The organism is Mycobacterium sp. PSTR-4-N (assembly GCF_022348085.1).
GTDB lineage: Bacteria > Actinomycetota > Actinomycetes > Mycobacteriales > Mycobacteriaceae > Mycobacterium.
In genome coordinates this window covers 63344-80131 of record NZ_JAKRFN010000021.1, presented here as the reverse complement: position 1 = coordinate 80131, position 16788 = coordinate 63344, and the positions used below count along the sequence as shown (strand labels likewise).

At 69.6% G+C, this 16788-nt stretch carries 13 protein-coding genes; 8 read left to right on the top strand and 5 right to left on the bottom strand.

Features of this window, described 5'->3' with window-relative positions:
• Window positions 1-14: 14 nt before the first annotated feature.
• Both MHN84_RS23280 and MHN84_RS23275 read left to right on the top strand, forming a co-directional pair.
• On the top strand, window positions 15-509 hold the full coding sequence (locus tag MHN84_RS23280) for a TspO/MBR family protein (RefSeq protein ID WP_241206884.1): 495 nt from the start codon (window positions 15-17) through the stop codon (window positions 507-509).
• Between the two features lie 12 nt (window positions 510-521).
• On the top strand, window positions 522-1313 hold the full coding sequence (locus MHN84_RS23275; RefSeq protein WP_241206883.1) for an SDR family oxidoreductase: 792 nt from the start codon (window positions 522-524) through the stop codon (window positions 1311-1313).
• Here MHN84_RS23275 and MHN84_RS23270 read toward each other — a convergent pair.
• On the bottom strand, window positions 1310-2398 hold the full coding sequence (locus MHN84_RS23270) for a dihydrodipicolinate reductase (protein WP_241206882.1): 1089 nt from the start codon (window positions 2396-2398) through the stop codon (window positions 1310-1312). The two genes, MHN84_RS23275 and MHN84_RS23270, sit on opposite strands and share 4 nt — an antisense overlap.
• A gap of 238 nt (window positions 2399-2636) precedes the next feature.
• Between MHN84_RS23270 and MHN84_RS23265 the strand changes: the two genes are divergently transcribed.
• Window positions 2637-4472, top strand: coding sequence for an acyl-CoA dehydrogenase (locus MHN84_RS23265; RefSeq protein ID WP_241206881.1), 1836 nt, complete (start codon window positions 2637-2639; stop codon window positions 4470-4472).
• A gap of 144 nt (window positions 4473-4616) precedes the next feature.
• On the opposite strand, the gene MHN84_RS23260 is transcribed toward MHN84_RS23265, so the two are convergent.
• The gene (locus MHN84_RS23260) at window positions 4617-5552 is read right to left on the bottom strand and encodes a TIGR03564 family F420-dependent LLM class oxidoreductase (RefSeq protein ID WP_241206880.1); all 936 of its coding nucleotides are present in this window, start codon (window positions 5550-5552) and stop codon (window positions 4617-4619) included.
• Between the two features lie 139 nt (window positions 5553-5691).
• Here MHN84_RS23260 and MHN84_RS23255 point away from each other — a divergent pair, with 139 nt between their 5' ends.
• Complete coding sequence (locus MHN84_RS23255; RefSeq protein ID WP_241206879.1) at window positions 5692-6648, top strand: D-2-hydroxyacid dehydrogenase family protein; 957 nt, start codon at window positions 5692-5694, stop codon at window positions 6646-6648.
• 71 nt (window positions 6649-6719) lie between these two features.
• Here the strand turns inward: MHN84_RS23255 and MHN84_RS23250 are convergent, their stop codons facing one another.
• Window positions 6720-8021, bottom strand: a complete 1302-nt coding sequence (locus MHN84_RS23250; RefSeq protein WP_241206878.1) for an acetyl-CoA C-acetyltransferase — start codon at window positions 8019-8021, stop codon at window positions 6720-6722.
• A 150-nt stretch (window positions 8022-8171) separates the two neighbouring features.
• Between MHN84_RS23250 and MHN84_RS23245 the strand changes: the two genes are divergently transcribed.
• Together MHN84_RS23245 and MHN84_RS23240 are read left to right on the top strand one after the other, a co-directional pair.
• On the top strand, window positions 8172-9524 hold the full coding sequence (locus MHN84_RS23245; RefSeq protein WP_241206877.1) for a 3-oxoacyl-ACP reductase: 1353 nt from the start codon (window positions 8172-8174) through the stop codon (window positions 9522-9524).
• A 1-nt stretch (window position 9525) separates the two neighbouring features.
• Window positions 9526-10377: a MaoC/PaaZ C-terminal domain-containing protein gene (locus MHN84_RS23240; protein ID WP_241206876.1), complete on the top strand. Its 852-nt coding sequence runs from the start codon at window positions 9526-9528 to the stop codon at window positions 10375-10377.
• Between the two features lie 5 nt (window positions 10378-10382).
• Here MHN84_RS23240 and MHN84_RS23235 read toward each other — a convergent pair whose 3' ends face one another.
• Together MHN84_RS23235 and MHN84_RS23230 are read right to left on the bottom strand one after the other, a co-directional pair.
• A complete protein-coding gene (locus tag MHN84_RS23235; protein ID WP_241206875.1) occupies window positions 10383-11018 on the bottom strand; it encodes a TetR/AcrR family transcriptional regulator in 636 nt (211 codons plus the stop codon).
• A 58-nt stretch (window positions 11019-11076) separates the two neighbouring features.
• The gene (locus MHN84_RS23230) at window positions 11077-12273 is read right to left on the bottom strand and encodes a glycoside hydrolase family 3 N-terminal domain-containing protein (RefSeq protein WP_241206874.1); all 1197 of its coding nucleotides are present in this window, start codon (window positions 12271-12273) and stop codon (window positions 11077-11079) included.
• A 148-nt stretch (window positions 12274-12421) separates the two neighbouring features.
• On the opposite strand from MHN84_RS23230, the gene MHN84_RS23225 reads away from it, so the two are divergent.
• Window positions 12422-12595, top strand: a complete 174-nt coding sequence (locus tag MHN84_RS23225; protein WP_143816679.1) for a DUF2613 domain-containing protein — start codon at window positions 12422-12424, stop codon at window positions 12593-12595.
• 37 nt (window positions 12596-12632) lie between these two features.
• Window positions 12633-16787 carry an alpha-(1->3)-arabinofuranosyltransferase gene (locus MHN84_RS23220; RefSeq protein WP_241206873.1) on the top strand — a complete coding sequence of 1385 codons (4155 nt, stop codon included), beginning with the start codon at window positions 12633-12635 and terminating at the stop codon, window positions 16785-16787.
• The last annotated feature ends 1 nt before the right edge of the window (window position 16788 follow it).

The window sequence follows — 16788 nt, the reverse complement described above, 5'->3', positions numbered from 1 at the left end:
TAGGGTGAATCGGCATGGTTGACAGTTATCAGCCCACGCGCTCGAAAAGCGTTATCGCGCTCGCGATCTCGATTGCAGCCGTGGTCGTTGCGTCGACACTGGGCGGCCTCGCGTCGGCCACCTCCGCCGAGGATTACGCCCGGCTGCGGCAGCCGGGGTGGGCGCCACCGTCGTGGGTCTTCGGCCCCGTCTGGACGCTGCTGTACACGATGATGGCGGTGGCGGCCTGGCTGGTGTGGCGCAGCGGTCCGTGGCAGGACACCCGGCCCGCGCTCATCGTGTACGGCACCCAGCTCGTCCTGAATGCCGCGTGGACACCGCTGTTCTTCGGGCTGGGGTGGCGCGGCATCGCGTTCGCCGAACTGAGCGTGCTCGTGCTCATCCTGATCGGCACCGTCGTCCTGTTCTTCCGGCGAAACGCGCTCGCCGGGTGGCTGCTCGTTCCCTACCTGGCCTGGTCGGCGTTCGCGCTGTGCCTCAATTTCGCTGTCTGGCAACTCAATTCCTAGAAGGAGTAACGCATGACCAGATCGGTGTTCATCACCGGCGGAGCGACCGGTATCGGTCGGGCCACCGCCTTGCTCCTCGCCCAGCGCGGTTACTTCGTCGGCGCCTACGACATCGACGACGAGCGGCTGGCGATCCTCGAAGCCGACCTGGAGGCGGTCGGCGGCCGCGGTGTCGTCGGCCACCTCGACGTCACCGATGCCGAGGAGGTGGGTCGCCGGCTGGCCGAGTTCCACGAGACCGCCGGCGGCAGGCTCGATGTCCTGATCAACAACGCGGGGCTACTCAATGCCGGCCGCTTCGAGGAGATTCCGCTCGAGGTGCACCACCGCGAGGTCGAGGTCAACGTCAAGGGTGTGGTCAACGGGCTGCATGCCGGCTTCCCGTATCTGAAGAGCACCCCGGGTGCAGTGGTCGTCAACCTGGGCTCGGCGTCGGCGATCTACGGGCAGGCCGAACTGGCCAACTACAGCGCCACCAAGTTCTTCGTCCGTGCGATGACCGAGGCGCTGAACCTGGAGTGGGGCCGCCACGACATCCGAGTGATCGACATGTGGCCGCTGTACGTGAACACCGCGATGACCAAAGACGTCAGCACCGGCACCACCACCTCGCTCGGCATCCGGCTGACCGCGCAAGACATCGCCGACGGCATCGCGGCGGCGATCGAACCGACGCTGCCTCGAAAGGTGTTGCGGCAGGTGCACTTCCCGGTGGGCACGCAGGCCAAGGCGTTGGCGGCCGGGGCCAGGTTCTCCCCGGCGTGGCTCACTCGGCTGGTCAACAAACGCCTGGCCGGGCACTAGACCCAGCGCGTCGCCTCGACCTCCGGTGGTAGCGGAGGGTGCAGCGGGACGTCGAGACCGTCGTAGATGCCCGGCTTCTGGGTGACCAACCACCCGATGGCGCCCAGCAGACGGTTGGCCGCGGTGGTGTTGCCGCCGTCGGCGCGGGTGCCGCCGGGCACGTCGGCCCTCGTCACGATCGTTAGCTGCGGGTCACCATCGACGATCACACGGTGATCGCCGACCCCCTGATCGGGCTGCGGCCACTGCGGCGCGCAGCTGGGGTGGATGCGGGTGATGTGCTCGACGATCACCCGCTGCTGCCCGCCGGCCCAGCCGATCACACGCAGGAAGAACGCACCCTGCGTGCCCTTCTCGAAGCGGCCCATCACCGTGTCCACGGTGTCCTCCAGCGGTAACCGCTCGACCTCCTCGGTGATCTCGTCGATCTCCATGCCGAGACCGCGGCCGATGAGGCGAATGTTGCCGCCCCACACCATCGTCGGAACCGACGGCAACAGCATCATCGGCGTCTCGTCCATCGGCCCGCCGAAGCCGCAGGACACCCGGACCGCGTACGGCTGGTCGTAGGTGGAGTAGTCGAAGATCTCCTGGCAGGTGATCGTGCGGATGCGGGTGCACAGACCGGCAGCCGTCACGGCCAACGCATCGTTGGCCCAGCCGGGATCCACGCCACTGACCAGAAGACACGCCCCGCCCTCCTCGGCGGCCGCGGTGAGCCGCTCGACCCACTCCGGAGGGGCCGATGCCGGGTCGTAGAGCGAATACAGCGACGGGGTGACCACATGGGCGCCCGCGCGCAGGCAGCGCTCGATGTCGGCGACCGCGTCGTCCGGGCGGATGTCGCCGGAGGCCATGTAGGCCATTGCGTCGACGACGCCCAGCACGGCGTCGACGTCGGTGGTGGCGTCGATTCCCGTCGGTGCGTCCACCCCCGCGAATGACGCCGCGTCCCGGCCGGCCTTGTCCGCGGACGAGGTCAGCACCGCCGCCAGGCGCAGCCCGGGAAAAGCCATGATCGACCGGATCGCCGTGGCGCCCATATTGCCCGTTCCCCATACCCCGACACCGATGCTGGACGCCATTCATCACACCCTAGACAACCAAACGTGACAATCATCACAGGGGTGCATAGGGCCTGCTCAGGGGCAGATTTCGGCCGTGAAACCGAGCCCGGCCAACTGCTGGGTTGGTCGGTGAGCAGAAATTGCTCACAGTGTTCTTGCGTTGAAGTTACCGGACGGTATAGTAGCGCGCAGTTACTGGTGGGTAACTTAGCCGTGAGTACCCAACCGCATGTGGCGTTCTCGACGAGGAGGAAAAGTGGGCCACTACAAGAGCAATGTTCGTGATCAGGTGTTCAACCTGTTCGAGGTTCTCGGAGTCGACAAGGCGCTGGGCCAGGGCTCATACGCCGACCTCGACGTCGAGACCGCCGTCGACATGCTGGGTGAGATCTCCCGGCTCGCCGAGGGACCGGTCGCAGCCTCCTTCGAGGAGGGCGACCGCAATCCGCCGGTCTTCGACCCCAAGACCCACACCGTGACGCTGCCCGAGGCATTCAAGAAGTCGGTGCGTGCCGTCACCGACGGTGGCTGGGACAAGCTGTCGGTCAGCGAGGAACTCGGCGGCACGCCGATGCCGAGCGCGCTGTCGTGGGCCCTGCAGGAGCACATCCTCGGCGCCAACCCCGCCGTGTACATGTACGCGATGGGCGCTGGATTCGCCGACATCTTCTACCACCTCGGCACCGAGGAGCAGAAGAAGTGGGCCACGATCGCCGCGGAGCGCGGCTGGGGCTCGACCATGGTGCTGACCGAGCCGGACGCCGGCTCCGACGTCGGCGCCGGTCGCACCAAGGCCGTCCAGCAGCCCGACGGCACCTGGCACATCGACGGTGTGAAGCGCTTCATCACCTCGGCCGACTCGGACGACCTGTTCGAGAACATCATGCATCTGGTGCTGGCTCGCCCCGAGGGCGCCGGCCCCGGCACCAAGGGTCTGTCGCTGTTCTTCGTACCGAAGTTCCACTTCGATCCGGAGACCGGTGAGCCCGGCGAGCGCAACGGCGTCTTCGTCACCAACGTCGAGCACAAGATGGGCCTGAAGGTCTCGGCCACCTGTGAGCTCTCGCTGGGTCAGCACGGCACCCCCGCCGTCGGCTGGCTGGTCGGCGAGGTGCACGACGGTATCGCGCAGATGTTCGACGTCATCGAGCAGGCGCGAATGATGGTGGGCACCAAGGCGATCGCCACGCTGTCGACCGGTTACCTGAACGCGCTCGAGTACGCCAAGTCGCGCGTGCAGGGTGCCGACCTGACCCAGATGACCGACAAGACCGCCCCGCGCGTGACCATCACGCACCACCCGGACGTGCGTCGCTCGCTGATGACCCAGAAGGCCTACGCCGAGGGTCTGCGTGCGCTGTACCTGTTCACCGCCACGCACCAGGACGCCGAGGTGGCCAAGGCGATCCACGGCATCGAGCCCGAACTGGCCGTCAAGGTCAACGACCTGATGCTCCCGATCGTCAAGGGTGTCGGCTCAGAGCAGGCCTACGCGAAGCTCACCGAGTCGCTGCAGACCTTCGGCGGCTCCGGCTTCCTGCAGGACTACCCGATCGAGCAGTACATCCGCGACGCCAAGATCGACTCGCTGTACGAGGGCACCACCGCCATCCAGGCGCAGGACTTCTTCTTCCGCAAGATCGTCCGCGACAAGGGTGTGGCGCTGGCGCACGTGGCCGGCCAGATCGAGCAGTTCGTGAAGTCGGAGACCGGCAACGGCCGGCTGAAGGCCGAGCGTGCGCTGCTGGCGACCGCGCTGGAGGACGTGCAGGGCATGGCCGCCACGCTGACCGGCTACCTGATGGCCGCCCAGGAAGATGCCGCGAGCATCTACAAGGTGGGCCTGGGCTCGGTGCGCTTCCTGATGAGCGTCGGCGATCTGATGATCGGCTGGCTGCTGCAGCGTCAGGCCGCGGTCGCGATCGAGAAGCTCGACGCCGGTGCCACCGGTGACGAGCGCGCCTTCTACGAGGGCAAGCTCGCGGTGGCGTCGTTCTTCGCGAAGAACATGCTGCCGATGCTGACCAGCACCCGCGCCATCCTCGACAACCTCGACAACGAGGTCATGGAGCTGGACGAGGCGGCCTTCTAGACCCCTCGCCCGCGAGACGCCCCCGGACTCTTCCCGGGGGCGTCTTGTTTTGGGCGACCAGACGCGGACTCGAGTGTTATCGCGGCGTGTCTACTCGAGTTCGCGTCTGTCCCCTACTTCGTGGGGGCCCCACGCCGGAGAAACTCAGCCCTCGGAGCGGAGGAAGGCGCGGGTGCGCGCTCGGCCATCCTCGGAGGGATCGAACGTTGCCGCGACGAACTCGTCGACGCCGGCGGCTTCGAGCTCGGCGAGGCGGTCACGCACCGTCGCCTCGTCGCCGATGATCGCCGCGTCCTGCGGTCCCGCATACCCCTCGCGATCGAGCATCGCCCGGTAGGACGGCAGCGTGCCGTAGATCGCGAACTGCTCGGCGGCCGCGGCGCGCAGCGCGTCGACGTCGTCGGTGACCGCGATCGGCAACGCGGCGACGACGCGCACCGCATCCTCGGTGCGGCCCGCGTCGGCGGCCGCCTGGCGCAGCGACGGGCTGACGTGCCCGCTCAACGTCGCCGGCCCCGTCATCCAGGTGCAGGTGCCCGACGTCCGCCGGCCCGCCAGCCGCAGCATCTGCGGCCCCAGCGCGGCGATGTACACGTCGGGCCGCGGCGCTCCGGGAATCATCAGCGCGCCGCGCGTCGTCACCGTCTCACCCGGTGCGGAGGCCTGCTCACCGGCCAGCAGCGGCAGCAGCCCGTCCAGGTACTCGTTGAGGCGTCGCACCGGCTTGTCCCACGGGATGCCCCACATCCCCTCGGTGACGGCGGCGTGAGTCATGCCGAGGCCGAGCACGAAGCGGCCACCGGAGGCGAGGCTGGTGGTCAGCGCGGCCTGCGCCATGTGCATGGGGTGCTGGTTCTGGATCGGGATGACGCCGCTGGCCGCCTCGATCGTGTCGACCTCGCGCAGTGCGATCGCGAGAATCGTCAGGAGGTCGGGCTCGTGGGGCAGCTGGCTCATCCACACGCGGCCGAAGCCCTCGTCGCGTAGCTGCGCCAGATAGGCGATGGTGGCGTCGATGGGTGATCCGCCACTGGAGTCCATCGGGAGGCCGGAGAGCTGGCCGAACATGCTGATCTGCATGCTCAAAATGTAAGAGCCCCGTGTTGCCGTCGGGTCGGGGGGTCAGACGGCAACACGGAGCTATCAGGTGTATCGACGACCCGCACCGGGGCGTTACACGGTCTGCGAAAAATTTTTCGTGGGGCATATCGTCGGGAGGATGAGCACCCCCGAGAGCAGCCCGCGGCCCCGCATCGCTGTCCTCGACGACTACCAGGGCGTCGCGCTGACCTCGGCAGACTGGTCACCGGTCACCGCACGCGCGGACGTGACCACCTTCTCCGACCACGTGTCCGACGAGGACGAGTTGGTGGCGCGGCTCGCGCCGTTCGACGTCGTCTTCGTGATGCGCGAACGCACGCCGCTGCCGCGCACGGTCCTCGAGCGGTTGCCCCGGCTGAAGATGATCGCGTCGACCGGACCGGTCAACGCGTCGATCGACATGGCAGCAGCCCAGGAACTGGGCATTCACGTCAGCGGAACCGGCGGCAGCGTGGCGTCGACGGTGGAGCTCACCTGGGCACTGATCCTCGCGGCGTCGCGGCACCTGGTCGCCGAGAGCCGATCGATTGCCGACGGGGGATGGCAGACGACGGTCGGAACCGAGCTCGATCGCCGGGTGTTGGGCGTGCTCGGCCTCGGGCGCATCGGGTCGCGGGTCGCGCGCATCGGGACCGCGTTCGGCATGGACGTGGTGGCCTGGAGTGAGAACCTCACCGCCGACGCCGCGGCCGAGGCGGGTGCGCGCTACCTGCCGCGCGACGAGTTCTTCGCCACCGCCGACGTGCTGACCGTGCATCTGCGGCTCAGCGACCGTTCTCGGGGGCTGATCGGCGCCGCGGAACTGGCCGCGATGAAGCCGACCGCAGTGCTGATCAACACGTCACGCGGACCGATCGTCGACGAGGCCGCGCTCATCGACGCCCTGAACTCAGGCAGCATCGCCGGCGCCGGTCTCGACGTCTTCGACACCGAGCCGCTGCCCGCCGCTCACCCGTTGCGCACGATGGCGACCGTGACGGCCACGCCCCACATCGGGTACGTGGCCGACCGGTCCTACCGGATCTTCTTCCGCGATGCCGTCGCGGCGATCGCCGAGTGGCTCCGATCTCGTTAGCGCCGAGATCGACGAAAAGGTGACCTCGTCTCGCTCTTTCTCGCCCGAACGTCGGTTTGGGCGTAGTGGGGTTACGCCTCGAGGATCGCCGTCACGCCCTGGCCGCCGGCCGCGCACACCGAGATGAGGCCGCGCACCGGTTGGCCTGTCTCAGCTTTCTTCTCCGCGAGCTGCTTGGCCAGCTGCGCCACGATGCGCCCACCGGTCGCTGCGAACGGGTGCCCCGCCGCCAGCGACGAGCCGTTGACGTTGAGCTTGGAGCGGTCGATGGAGCCGAGTGCTGCGTCCAGCCCGAGGCGCTCCTTGCAGTACTCCTCGGACTCCCAGGCGGCCAGCGTGGCCAACACCACCGACGCGAACGCCTCGTGGATCTCGTAGAAGTCGAAGTCCTGCAGGGTCAGGCCGTTGCGGGCGAGCATCCGCGGCACCGCGTACGTCGGCGCCATCAGCAGCCCGTCGCGGCCGTTGACGTAGTCGACCGCAGCCGTCTGCCCGTCCACGAAGTAGGCGAGCACCGGGATGGACCGCTGCGCCGCCCACTCCTCGGACGCCAGCAGCGCCGCCGACGCACCATCGGTCAACGGGGTCGAGTTGCCCGCGGTCATCGTGGCGTCGCCGTTGCGGACACCGAAGACGGGCTTGAGCTTGGCCAGCTTCTCGGGCGACGAGTCGGGCCGCAGGTTGTTGTCGCGGTAGAGCCCGAGGAACGGGCTGACCAGATCGTCGAAGAAGCCGCGGTCGTAGGCGGCGGCCATGTTGCGGTGGCTCGCGGCGGCCAGTTCGTCCTGGTCGACGCGCTTGATGCCCATCTCTTTGGCCGTCACCGCGGCGTGCTCGCCCATCGACATGCCGGTGCGCGGCTCGCTGTTGACGGGGATCTCGACGCCCAGCGCGGCGGGCAGCTTGCCGACCAGCTTGAGGCGGTCGACGTTCGACTTGGCCCGGCGCAGGCTCAGCAACACCGAGCGCAGGTCGTCGCCGAGGGCGATCGGCGCGTCCGAGGCGGTGTCCACCCCACCCGCGGCGGCCACCTCGTAGCGGCCCGCGGCGATGCCGTCGGCGGCCGCGATGGTGGCCTGCAGACCGGTGCCGCAGGCCTGCTGCAGGTCGAACGCCGGCGTGTAGGACGACAGCGAGCTGCCCAGCACGCACTCGCGCATCAGATTGAAGTCGCGGCTGTGCTTGAGCACCGCGCCGCCGATCACCGCGTCCAGCGCCTGGCCTTTGAGGTCGAACCGCTCGGCCAGCCCGTCGAGGACGGCGGTGAACATGTCCTGGTTGGACGCGTTCGCGTAGGCGCCGTCTGAGCGCGCGAACGGAATCCGGTTTCCTCCGAGGACGGCTACCCGTCGGGTTGTCTTGCTGTCGGCCACGTCTGCCTCCCGGCGTCGCGAGGGTTGTAGGTGTCGAGGGTCATACTACCCACCGTTCTTACTCTGGAGTAAGTTCGTGATGGATACGACAGTGCTGGGTAACCCCACCCCGTCGACAGACATGTACCCGGATTCTCGAAAGGTAGCGCCGTGGCTTCCGATCTCCTCTCCCAAGTCGTCAACTCCGGACCGGGATCCTTCCTGGCCAAGCAGTTGGGCGTGCCGCAGCCCGAACCGCTGCGCCGCTACAAGGCCGGTGAGCCCCCGCTGTCCGGCTCGCTGCTGATCGGCGGCGAGGGCCGGGTGGTCGAGCCGCTGCGGGCCGCGCTGGCCGAGGACTACGACCTGGTGGTGAACAACCTCGGCGGACGCTGGGCCGACAAGTTCGGCGGGCTGGTGTTCGACGCCACCGGCATCACCCAGCCGGAGGGCCTCAAGGCGCTCTACGAGTTCTTCACCCCGTTGCTGCGCAACCTCGGTCACTCGGGCCGCGTGGTGGTCATCGGTACCACCCCCGACGAGATCGACGACGTCCACGAGCGCACCTGCCAGCGCGCGCTGGAGGGCTTCACCCGCTCACTCGGCAAGGAGCTGCGCAACGGCGCCACCGTCGGCCTGGTCTACCTCCACCCCGATGCGAAGCCCGCAGCCACCGGCCTCGAGTCGACGCTGCGCTTCCTGCTGTCGGGGAAGTCGGCCTACGTCGACGCTCAGGTGTTCCGCGTCGGCGCGGCCGACGCGACCCCGCCCGCGGATTGGGACCGGCCGCTCGACGGGAAGGTCGCGGTGGTCACCGGCGCCGCGCGCGGGATCGGCGCGACGATCGCCGAGGTGTTCGCGCGGGACGGGGCGAAGGTCATCGCCGTGGACATCGAGGGTGCCGCCGAGCCGCTCGCGGAGGTCGCCACCAAGATCGGCGGTACCGCGCTGACGCTCGACGTCACCGCCGCCGACGCCGTGGACCGCATCACCGAGCACGTCAAGGAACACCACGGCGGCACGCTCGACATCCTGGTCAACAACGCCGGCATCACCCGGGACAAGCTGCTGGCCAACATGGACGAGGGCCGCTGGGATTCCGTGATCGCAGTGAATCTCCTTGCGCCGCTTCGCCTGGCCGAGGGCCTGGTGGGCAACGGCACGATCGGTGAGGGCGGCCGCATCGTCGGGCTGTCCTCGATGGCCGGCATCGCGGGCAACCGCGGCCAGACCAACTACGCCGCCACCAAGGCCGGCATGATCGGGCTCACCGATGCGCTGGCCCCGCAGTTCGGCGAGAAGAACATCACGATCAACGCCGTCGCACCCGGCTTCATCGAGACCAAGATGACCGACGCGATCCCGCTGGCCACCCGCGAGGTGGGCCGCCGGCTCAACTCCCTGTTCCAGGGTGGTCAGCCCGTCGACGTGGCCGAAGCCATCGCCTACTTCGCGAGCCCGGCGTCGAACGCCGTGACAGGCAACACGATCCGCGTGTGCGGCCAAGCACTGCTGGGGGCATGACATGAGCGAGGGCGAGCAGCCGTCGGGGCTGCGCAACCTGGTCCTGGCCGCGGCGGGCGCACTGCCGTTCATTCCGCGCGGGGACACATTGCCCGAGCGGCGGCTGACGGTCGACGATCTCACCATCGATCCGGCGCATGTGGCGGCCTACGCGAACGTGACCGGTCTGCGGTTCGACAACACCGTGCCGCTGACCTATCCGTTCGCGCTGACGTTCCCCACCGTCATGGCTCTGATCACGGGATTCGACTTCCCGTTCGCCGCCATGGGTTCGGTGCACGTGGAGAACCACATCACCCAGCACCGCCCCATCGCGGTGACGGACACCGTGTCGGCTGCTGTGCACGCCGAGAACATGCGCGAGCATCGGCGCGGACTGCTCGTCGATGTGATCACCGACGTCACGGTCGGCAACGAGACGGCCTGGCATCAGGTCACCACGTTCCTGCACCAGCAGCGCACCAGCCTGTCCGACGAGCCGAAGCCGCCGCCGGCCAAGCAGCCCAAGCTGGGCCCGCCGAACGCGGTGCTGTCGGTGACGCCGGGCCAGATCCGGCATTACGCCTCGGTGGGCGGTGATCACAATCCGATCCACACCAACGCGATCGCAGCGAAACTGTTCGGTTTCCCGACCGTCATCGCACACGGAATGTGGAGCGCTGCAGCGGTTCTGGCGAACATCGAAGGCCAGCTCCCCGACGCCGTCACCTACTCGGTCAAGTTCGCCAAGCCCGTCGTGCTGCCCGCCAAGGCGGGGCTCTACGTGGACCGGCGCGGCGAGGGCTGGGAGTTGACGTTGCGGCACCTGTCGAAAGGGCATCCGCATCTGACCGGCACGGTCACGCCGGCCTGACGGACTCAGACCTGGGACACGGCATCCGCGTCGGACGGTGACTCCGATTGCGCGGGTGCCCCTTTCAGGCCCAGCCAGAACAGGTCGATCATCAGCGCCGCGGCCTCGTCGACGTCGGCGTCGCCGGTGCTCACCCGTGAGGCCACGGCCTCACCGGCTCCCACCAGCGCCACGGCCATCATGTCGAAATCGGTTTCGGGGCCGGGGAATCGGGTGCCGGAGCGCAGGAGCCGTCCGACGAGTTCGATGATCCGCTCGCGCCCTTCGCGCACGGTGTGCGCGAAGCGCTGCGAACTGGTCGCCTGGGTGTAGAGCACCATCCAGGACGAGCGGTTCTCGTCGATGTACTTGAGGAAGGCCAGCACGGCACTGCGCAGCAGTTCCTTCGGAGCGTCGTCGAAGTTGATCTTGTCGCGCACCTCGTCGACGAAACGGCGCAGCTCGCGATCGAGGCATGCGCCGAACAGCTCTTCTTTGGAGCCGTAGTACAGGTACAGCATCGGCTTGCTGATCTGCGCCTCAGCGGCGATCGCATCCATCGACGTCTCGTGATAGCCGTTGACCGAGAAGATCTGCACGGCCGCGTCGAGCATCTGCTGTTCACGGACGGCGCGGGGCAAGCGCTTGGTACCACCTGCCATGGCGCGCCTCCCTCACATCAACATGCGTACCAACACAGGGTAAGCATTGGCTGAAGAATCAGCCGCCGCAGCGCGGTGACGGCCCCTTCATGGCGGCCAGTTTGGTCACCGACGCATCGACCGCCGAGGAGGACAGCTCGCCCGCCGCGACGGCTTTCTCCAGCCGGTCCAGCACGGCGGGCACCTCGGTCGTGGTGATCCACAACGCAACGTCGGCGCCGGCCTGCAGGGAGCGCAGCACCGCGTCGGCGACGCCGAACCGGTCCGAGATGGCCTTCATGCTGGACAGGTCGTCGGTGAACACGACGCCGCCGAACGGCGGACCGCCGTAGTCACCGGAGCGCAGCAGCGCGTAGGCGGCGGGGCTGAGGCTGGCGGGCTCGCTGCCCGTCAGGCCCGGCACCTCCATGTGGCCGACCATCACACCGACGGGGCCCTGGGTGGTCAGCGTCCGGTAGGGAACCAGGTCGTTGGTCTGCAGATCGGCCAGCGGTGGCGTGACCACGCTGCCGGCGTGCGAGTCACCCGAGCCGTGCCCGTGGCCGGGGAAGTGCTTGAGCACCGGCAGCAGACCTGCGTCTCGCAGTCCGCGCGCGTACGCCCCGGCGTAGTCGGTGACGGTGGCAGGGTCGGCGCCGAAGGAGCGGTCGCCGATCACGGTGTCGTCGGGGGCGTCGGTGACGTCGACGACGGGTGCGAAGTCGATGGTGAAGCCCAGCCCGCGCATCTTGCGGCCGCGGTCCAGGGCGATCTGGTACACCTGCTCGGGCGTGTCGGTCGCGGCCAACTCCCGGGGCGAGGGCTGGCGTCCGATCACCGAGGCCAGCCGGGACACCCGGCCACCCTCCTCGTCCACGCTGACCGCCAGCGGCAGCGGGCCGGCGTTCGCGGCGATGTCGGCGAGCGGGCCGTTCAACATCGACAGGTCGGTCCAGCTGCCGATCATGATGCCGCCCACGTGCTGACTGTCGATGACGGCGCGGGCGTCGGCCGCGCCCGTCACCCCGACCATCAACAGCTGGGCCAGCTTGTCGCGGGTCGACATGGCGGCCACCTCGGCAGCGGGATCGCCACAGACGGGGGCCGGAGGGGCCTGCGGCGGTGACCCGGGCAGCGGGCCGGCGGCCTGGGCGACGGTCGAGGCCGGCGGATCGGCGTCGGGCGGGTTGGCGTCCGAGGAGGCGCACCCGGCCAACAGCACCGATGTCGCGAGCATTCCGGTCACGGCCCTGAACGCGCTTCTCGAGACAGCCATGACACTCGACCCTAACCGCAAGACATCGCCCAGCCATATTCTGAGCGCGACACGCGCGAGGAGGGCGACCGAGTGCGGCGCCCCGGGCACCGGCCGGTGCCGATCGTGCCCCCGGAGCTGTGGAGATCGCCGTGCTAGTTTGTGGCCCATGGATCGGTTCCTCGTCCCCGCGGCGGCCAGCGTCGTCGTCGGCCTGCTGTTGGGCGCGGCGGCCGTGTTCGGGGTCACGTTGATGGTCCAGCAGGACACCAGGCCCCCTCTGCAGGCGGGCGATCCTGCGTCCTCGGTGCTCAACAGGGTCGAGTACGGCGACCGTAGCTGAGCAGACAACCCAGCCGCTGTCGCGGCGCTGGTTGTGGGTGGCCGCCGCGGCGGCGCTGGTCCTGACGTTCGCCCAGTCCCCGGGCCAGATCTCTCCGGACACCAAGCTCGATCTCACCGCCAATCCACTGCGCTTCCTGACGCGGGCGTTCACGCTGTGGAACAGCGAGCTGCCCTTCGGTCAGGCCCAGAACCAGGCCTACGGCTACCTGTTTCCGCACGGCACGTTCTTCCTCGCCGGCGATCTGCTCGGCGTCCCCGGGTGGATCACCCAGCGGCTGTGGTGGGCACTGCTGCTGGTGGCCGGCTTCTGGGGCCTTCTGCGCGTCGCCGAGGCCCTGCAGATCGGCACCACCACCTCGCGGGTGATCGGCGCGCTGGCCTTCACGTTGTCGCCGCGGGTGCTCACGACGATCGGGGCAATCTCCTCGGAGACGCTGCCGATGATGCTGGCGCCCTGGGTGTTGCTGCCGGTCATTGTCGCTCTCCGCGGGGATCCGCGGGTGCGGCTGCTGGCGGCCCGGTCTGCGGTGGCGGTGGCGCTGATGGGCGCGGTCAACGCGGTCGCGACGCTGACGGCCTGTCTGTGCGCCGTGGTGTGGCTGGCGTGCCATCGCCCGGGGCCGACGTGGCGGCGCTTCGTGGCGTGGTGGCTGCCGTGCGTGGCGCTGGCGGTGGCCTGGTGGGTCGTCGCGCTGCTGCAGCTGGGCCGCATCAGCCCGCCGTTTCTCGACTTCATCGAGTCCTCTGGGGTCACGACGCAGTGGATGTCGCTGACCGAGATGCTGCGCGGCACCGGCGCGTGGACCCCGTATGTGGCACCGACCGCGACCGCGGGGTCGACGCTGGTGACGGGTTCGGCCGCCGTGCTGGCGACGACGCTGGTCGCGGCGGGCGGACTCGCGGGTCTGGCGCTGCGGAGCATGCCGGCCAGGGGCCGGCTGGTGACGATGCTGCTGGTGGGCGTGGTGCTGCTGGCGGCCGGCTACTCGGGCGGGCTCGGGTCGCCGATCGCGGCGCAGGTGCAGGCGTTCCTCGACGGCGACGGCACCCCGCTGCGCAACCTGCACAAGCTCGAGCCGCTGCTGCGGGTGCCGCTGGCGCTGGGCATCGCGCACCTGCTGGGCCGTCTCCCGCTGCCGGGCAGCGTGCCGCGGCCGGTGTGGCGACGCGCGTTCGCCCACCCCGAGGACGACAAGCGGGTCGCCGTCGGCGTGGTGGTGCTGGCGGCGCTGGTCGCGGCGACGTCGCTGGCGTGGACAGGGCGGTTGGCGCCGTCGGGCACGTTCGACGCGATCCCGCAGTACTGGCACGACGCGGCGGCGTGGCTGGACGACCACGACGCCGGGGGCCGGGTTCTCGTCGCACCGGGCGCCCCGTTCGCCACGCAGGTGTGGGGTAACAGCCACGACGAGCCGCTGCAGGTGCTCGGCGACAGCGCATGGGGGGTGCGCGACTCGATTCCGCTGACGCCGCCCGAGACGATTCGGGCACTCGATTCTGTGCAGCGGCTCTTCGCCGCCGGCCGGCCCTCGGCCGGGCTCGCCGACACGCTTGCCCGGCAGGGCGTTTCCTACGTGGTGGTGCGCAATGACCTGGACCAGGACAGTCGGTCGGCACGCCCGATCCTGGTGCACCGGGCCGTCGACGGCTCGCCCGGGCTGACGAAGGTCGCCGAGTTCGGTGATCCGGTTGGCCCGGGCACGCTGGAAGGTTTCATCACCGACAGCGGGCTGCGGCCCCGCTACCCGGCCGTCGAGATCTACCGCGTCGCCGGGCCACCCGACGCGATGGCGCCCTACGTCGTCGACGCCGACGCCTTGCCCCGCGTCGACGGCGCCCCGGAATCGCTGCTGCGCCTCGACGAACGCCGACGCCTGACCGGCCGGCCGCCGCTCGGCCCGGCCCTGCTCACCCAAGACGCGCTGCGCGCCGGGTTGCCCGCCCCGCTGGTGACGGTCACCGACACCCCGATGGCGCGGGAGACCGACTACGGCAGGGTCGACGATCACAGCTCGGCGGTGCGCGCCCCCGGCGATGTGCGCAACACGTTCAACCGCGTGCCCGATTACCCGTCGCGAGGTGCCACCCCCGTCCACGGCGCGTGGGGCGGCGGCCGGATCACGGTGTCGAGCGCAGCCTCGGATTCCACTGCGCTGCCGAATGTCTCACCGGCGTCGGGGCCACCCGCCGCGATCGACGGCGACTCGTCGACCAGCTGGGTGTCCAACTCCCTGCAGAGTGCGATCGGCCAATGGCTGCAGATCGATTTCGACCACCCGATCACCAACGCGACGTTGACGTTCACCCCGAGCGCCACCGCACTCGGAGCGCAGGTTCGCCGCATCGAAGTCTCGACGGTCACCGGCACCAGCACGGTGCGGTTCGACGAGCCGGGTAAGCCCCTGACCGTCGCGTTGCCCTACGGCGAATCGCCGTGGGTGCGTCTCACCGCGGTCGCCACCGACGACGGCTCCCCCGGCGTGCAGTTCGGTGTCACCGACCTGTCGGTCACCCAGTACGACGCGAACGGTTTCGCCCATCCGGTGAACCTGCGCCACACCGTCGACGTGCCCGGTCCACCGCCCGGTTCGGCTGTGGCGCAATGGGATCTGGGCACCGAACTGCTGGGACGGCTGGGGTGTGCGTCGAGCGCCACCGGTCTGCGGTGCGCGGCCGCGATGGCACTGGCCTCCGAGGAGCCCGTCAACCTGAGCCGCACGCTCACGGTGCCCGGCCCCACGCAGGTCAGCCCGACGGTCTGGGTGCGTGCCCGCCAGGGTCCGAAGCTCGCCGACCTGATCGCCCAGCCGGACACCACTCGCGCCGGCGGTGACGCCGACCTGATCGACGTCCAAGGGTCGGCGTACGCGGCCACCGACGGTGATCCCGGCACCGCGTGGACCGCGCCGCAGCGGGTGACCCAATCCCACTCCCCCGCCACACTGGCTCTGAAACTACCGTCGAAGCAGCCTGTTTCGGCCTTGAGAGTGACGCCGAGCGAGTCGACACTGCCGGCACATCCGAAGCTGATCGCCGTCGACCTGGGCGGTGGCCCCGAGGTGCGTCGCCTCACCGACGGCACCGAGACGCTTCGCCTGGCGACCCGCGTGACCGACACCATCACGATCTCCCTGCTCGACTGGCACGACGTGATCGACCGCACCGCATTGGGTTTCGACCAGCTCAAGCCGCCGGGCCTGGCCGAGGTGGTGGCCCTGGACCCGCGGGGACGGCCGATCGGCGCGGCGGATGCGGCGGCCAACCGGAACCGCGCCGTGACCCTCGAGTGCGGGCAGGGCCCGATCATCGCCGTGGCCGGGCAGTTCATCCAGACCTCGGTGCGCACCACCGTCGGCGCGTTGCTCGACGGCACCCCGATCCCGGCCCGGCCGTGTCGCGTCGAGCCGATCGCGCTGCCCGGCGGGCAGCAGGAGCTGGTGATCAGCCCCGGGCCGGCGCTCGTCGTCGACGGTGTCGTGGTGAACACGCCCCAGGCCGGTGAGATCCGCTCGGCTGCACCGCAATCCGTCGACCGCGAACACTGGGCCAACGATCGCAGGCAGGTGGGTGTGGCGGCGTCGGACACCGAGCGCGTGCTGGTGGTGCCCGAAAGCATCAACCCGGGGTGGACCGCCCGCGGCCCCGATGGCGCCGAACTGCGCGCCATCACCGTCAACGGCTGGCAGCAGGGCTGGCTGCTGCCGCCGGGCGCCGGCGGTGCGGTCACCATGGAATTCACCGCCAACACCCCGTACCGGGCCGGGCTGATCGGTGGGCTGGCGCTGCTGCCGCTGCTGTTCGTCCTCGCCGTCGTGCCGCTGCGGCGACGTCGTGCGCCCGGAGCACCCGCGCAGCCGTTGTCACCCGGCCGGGTCACCGTCGGCGTCGCCACCACGCTGGCGGTGACGGTGATCGCGGGACCGGTCGGCACGGTGTTGTCAGCGGGTGCGTTCACCGCGCACTACCTGCTCCGGCGCCGGGAGGCGCTCTGCGACACGGTCACCGTCGCCGCGGCCGCCGGCGGGCTGACCATGGCGGGTGCGGTGCTCAGCACTCACCCGTGGCGGTCGGTCGACGGCTATGTCGGCCATTCCCCGTGGGTGCAGTTCCTGGCACTGATCTCCGTGGTGGCCGTCGCCGTCTCCGCCGTTCCTCGCCGCGGGCAGGCGCACACCCCGCAGGATGGCTGAC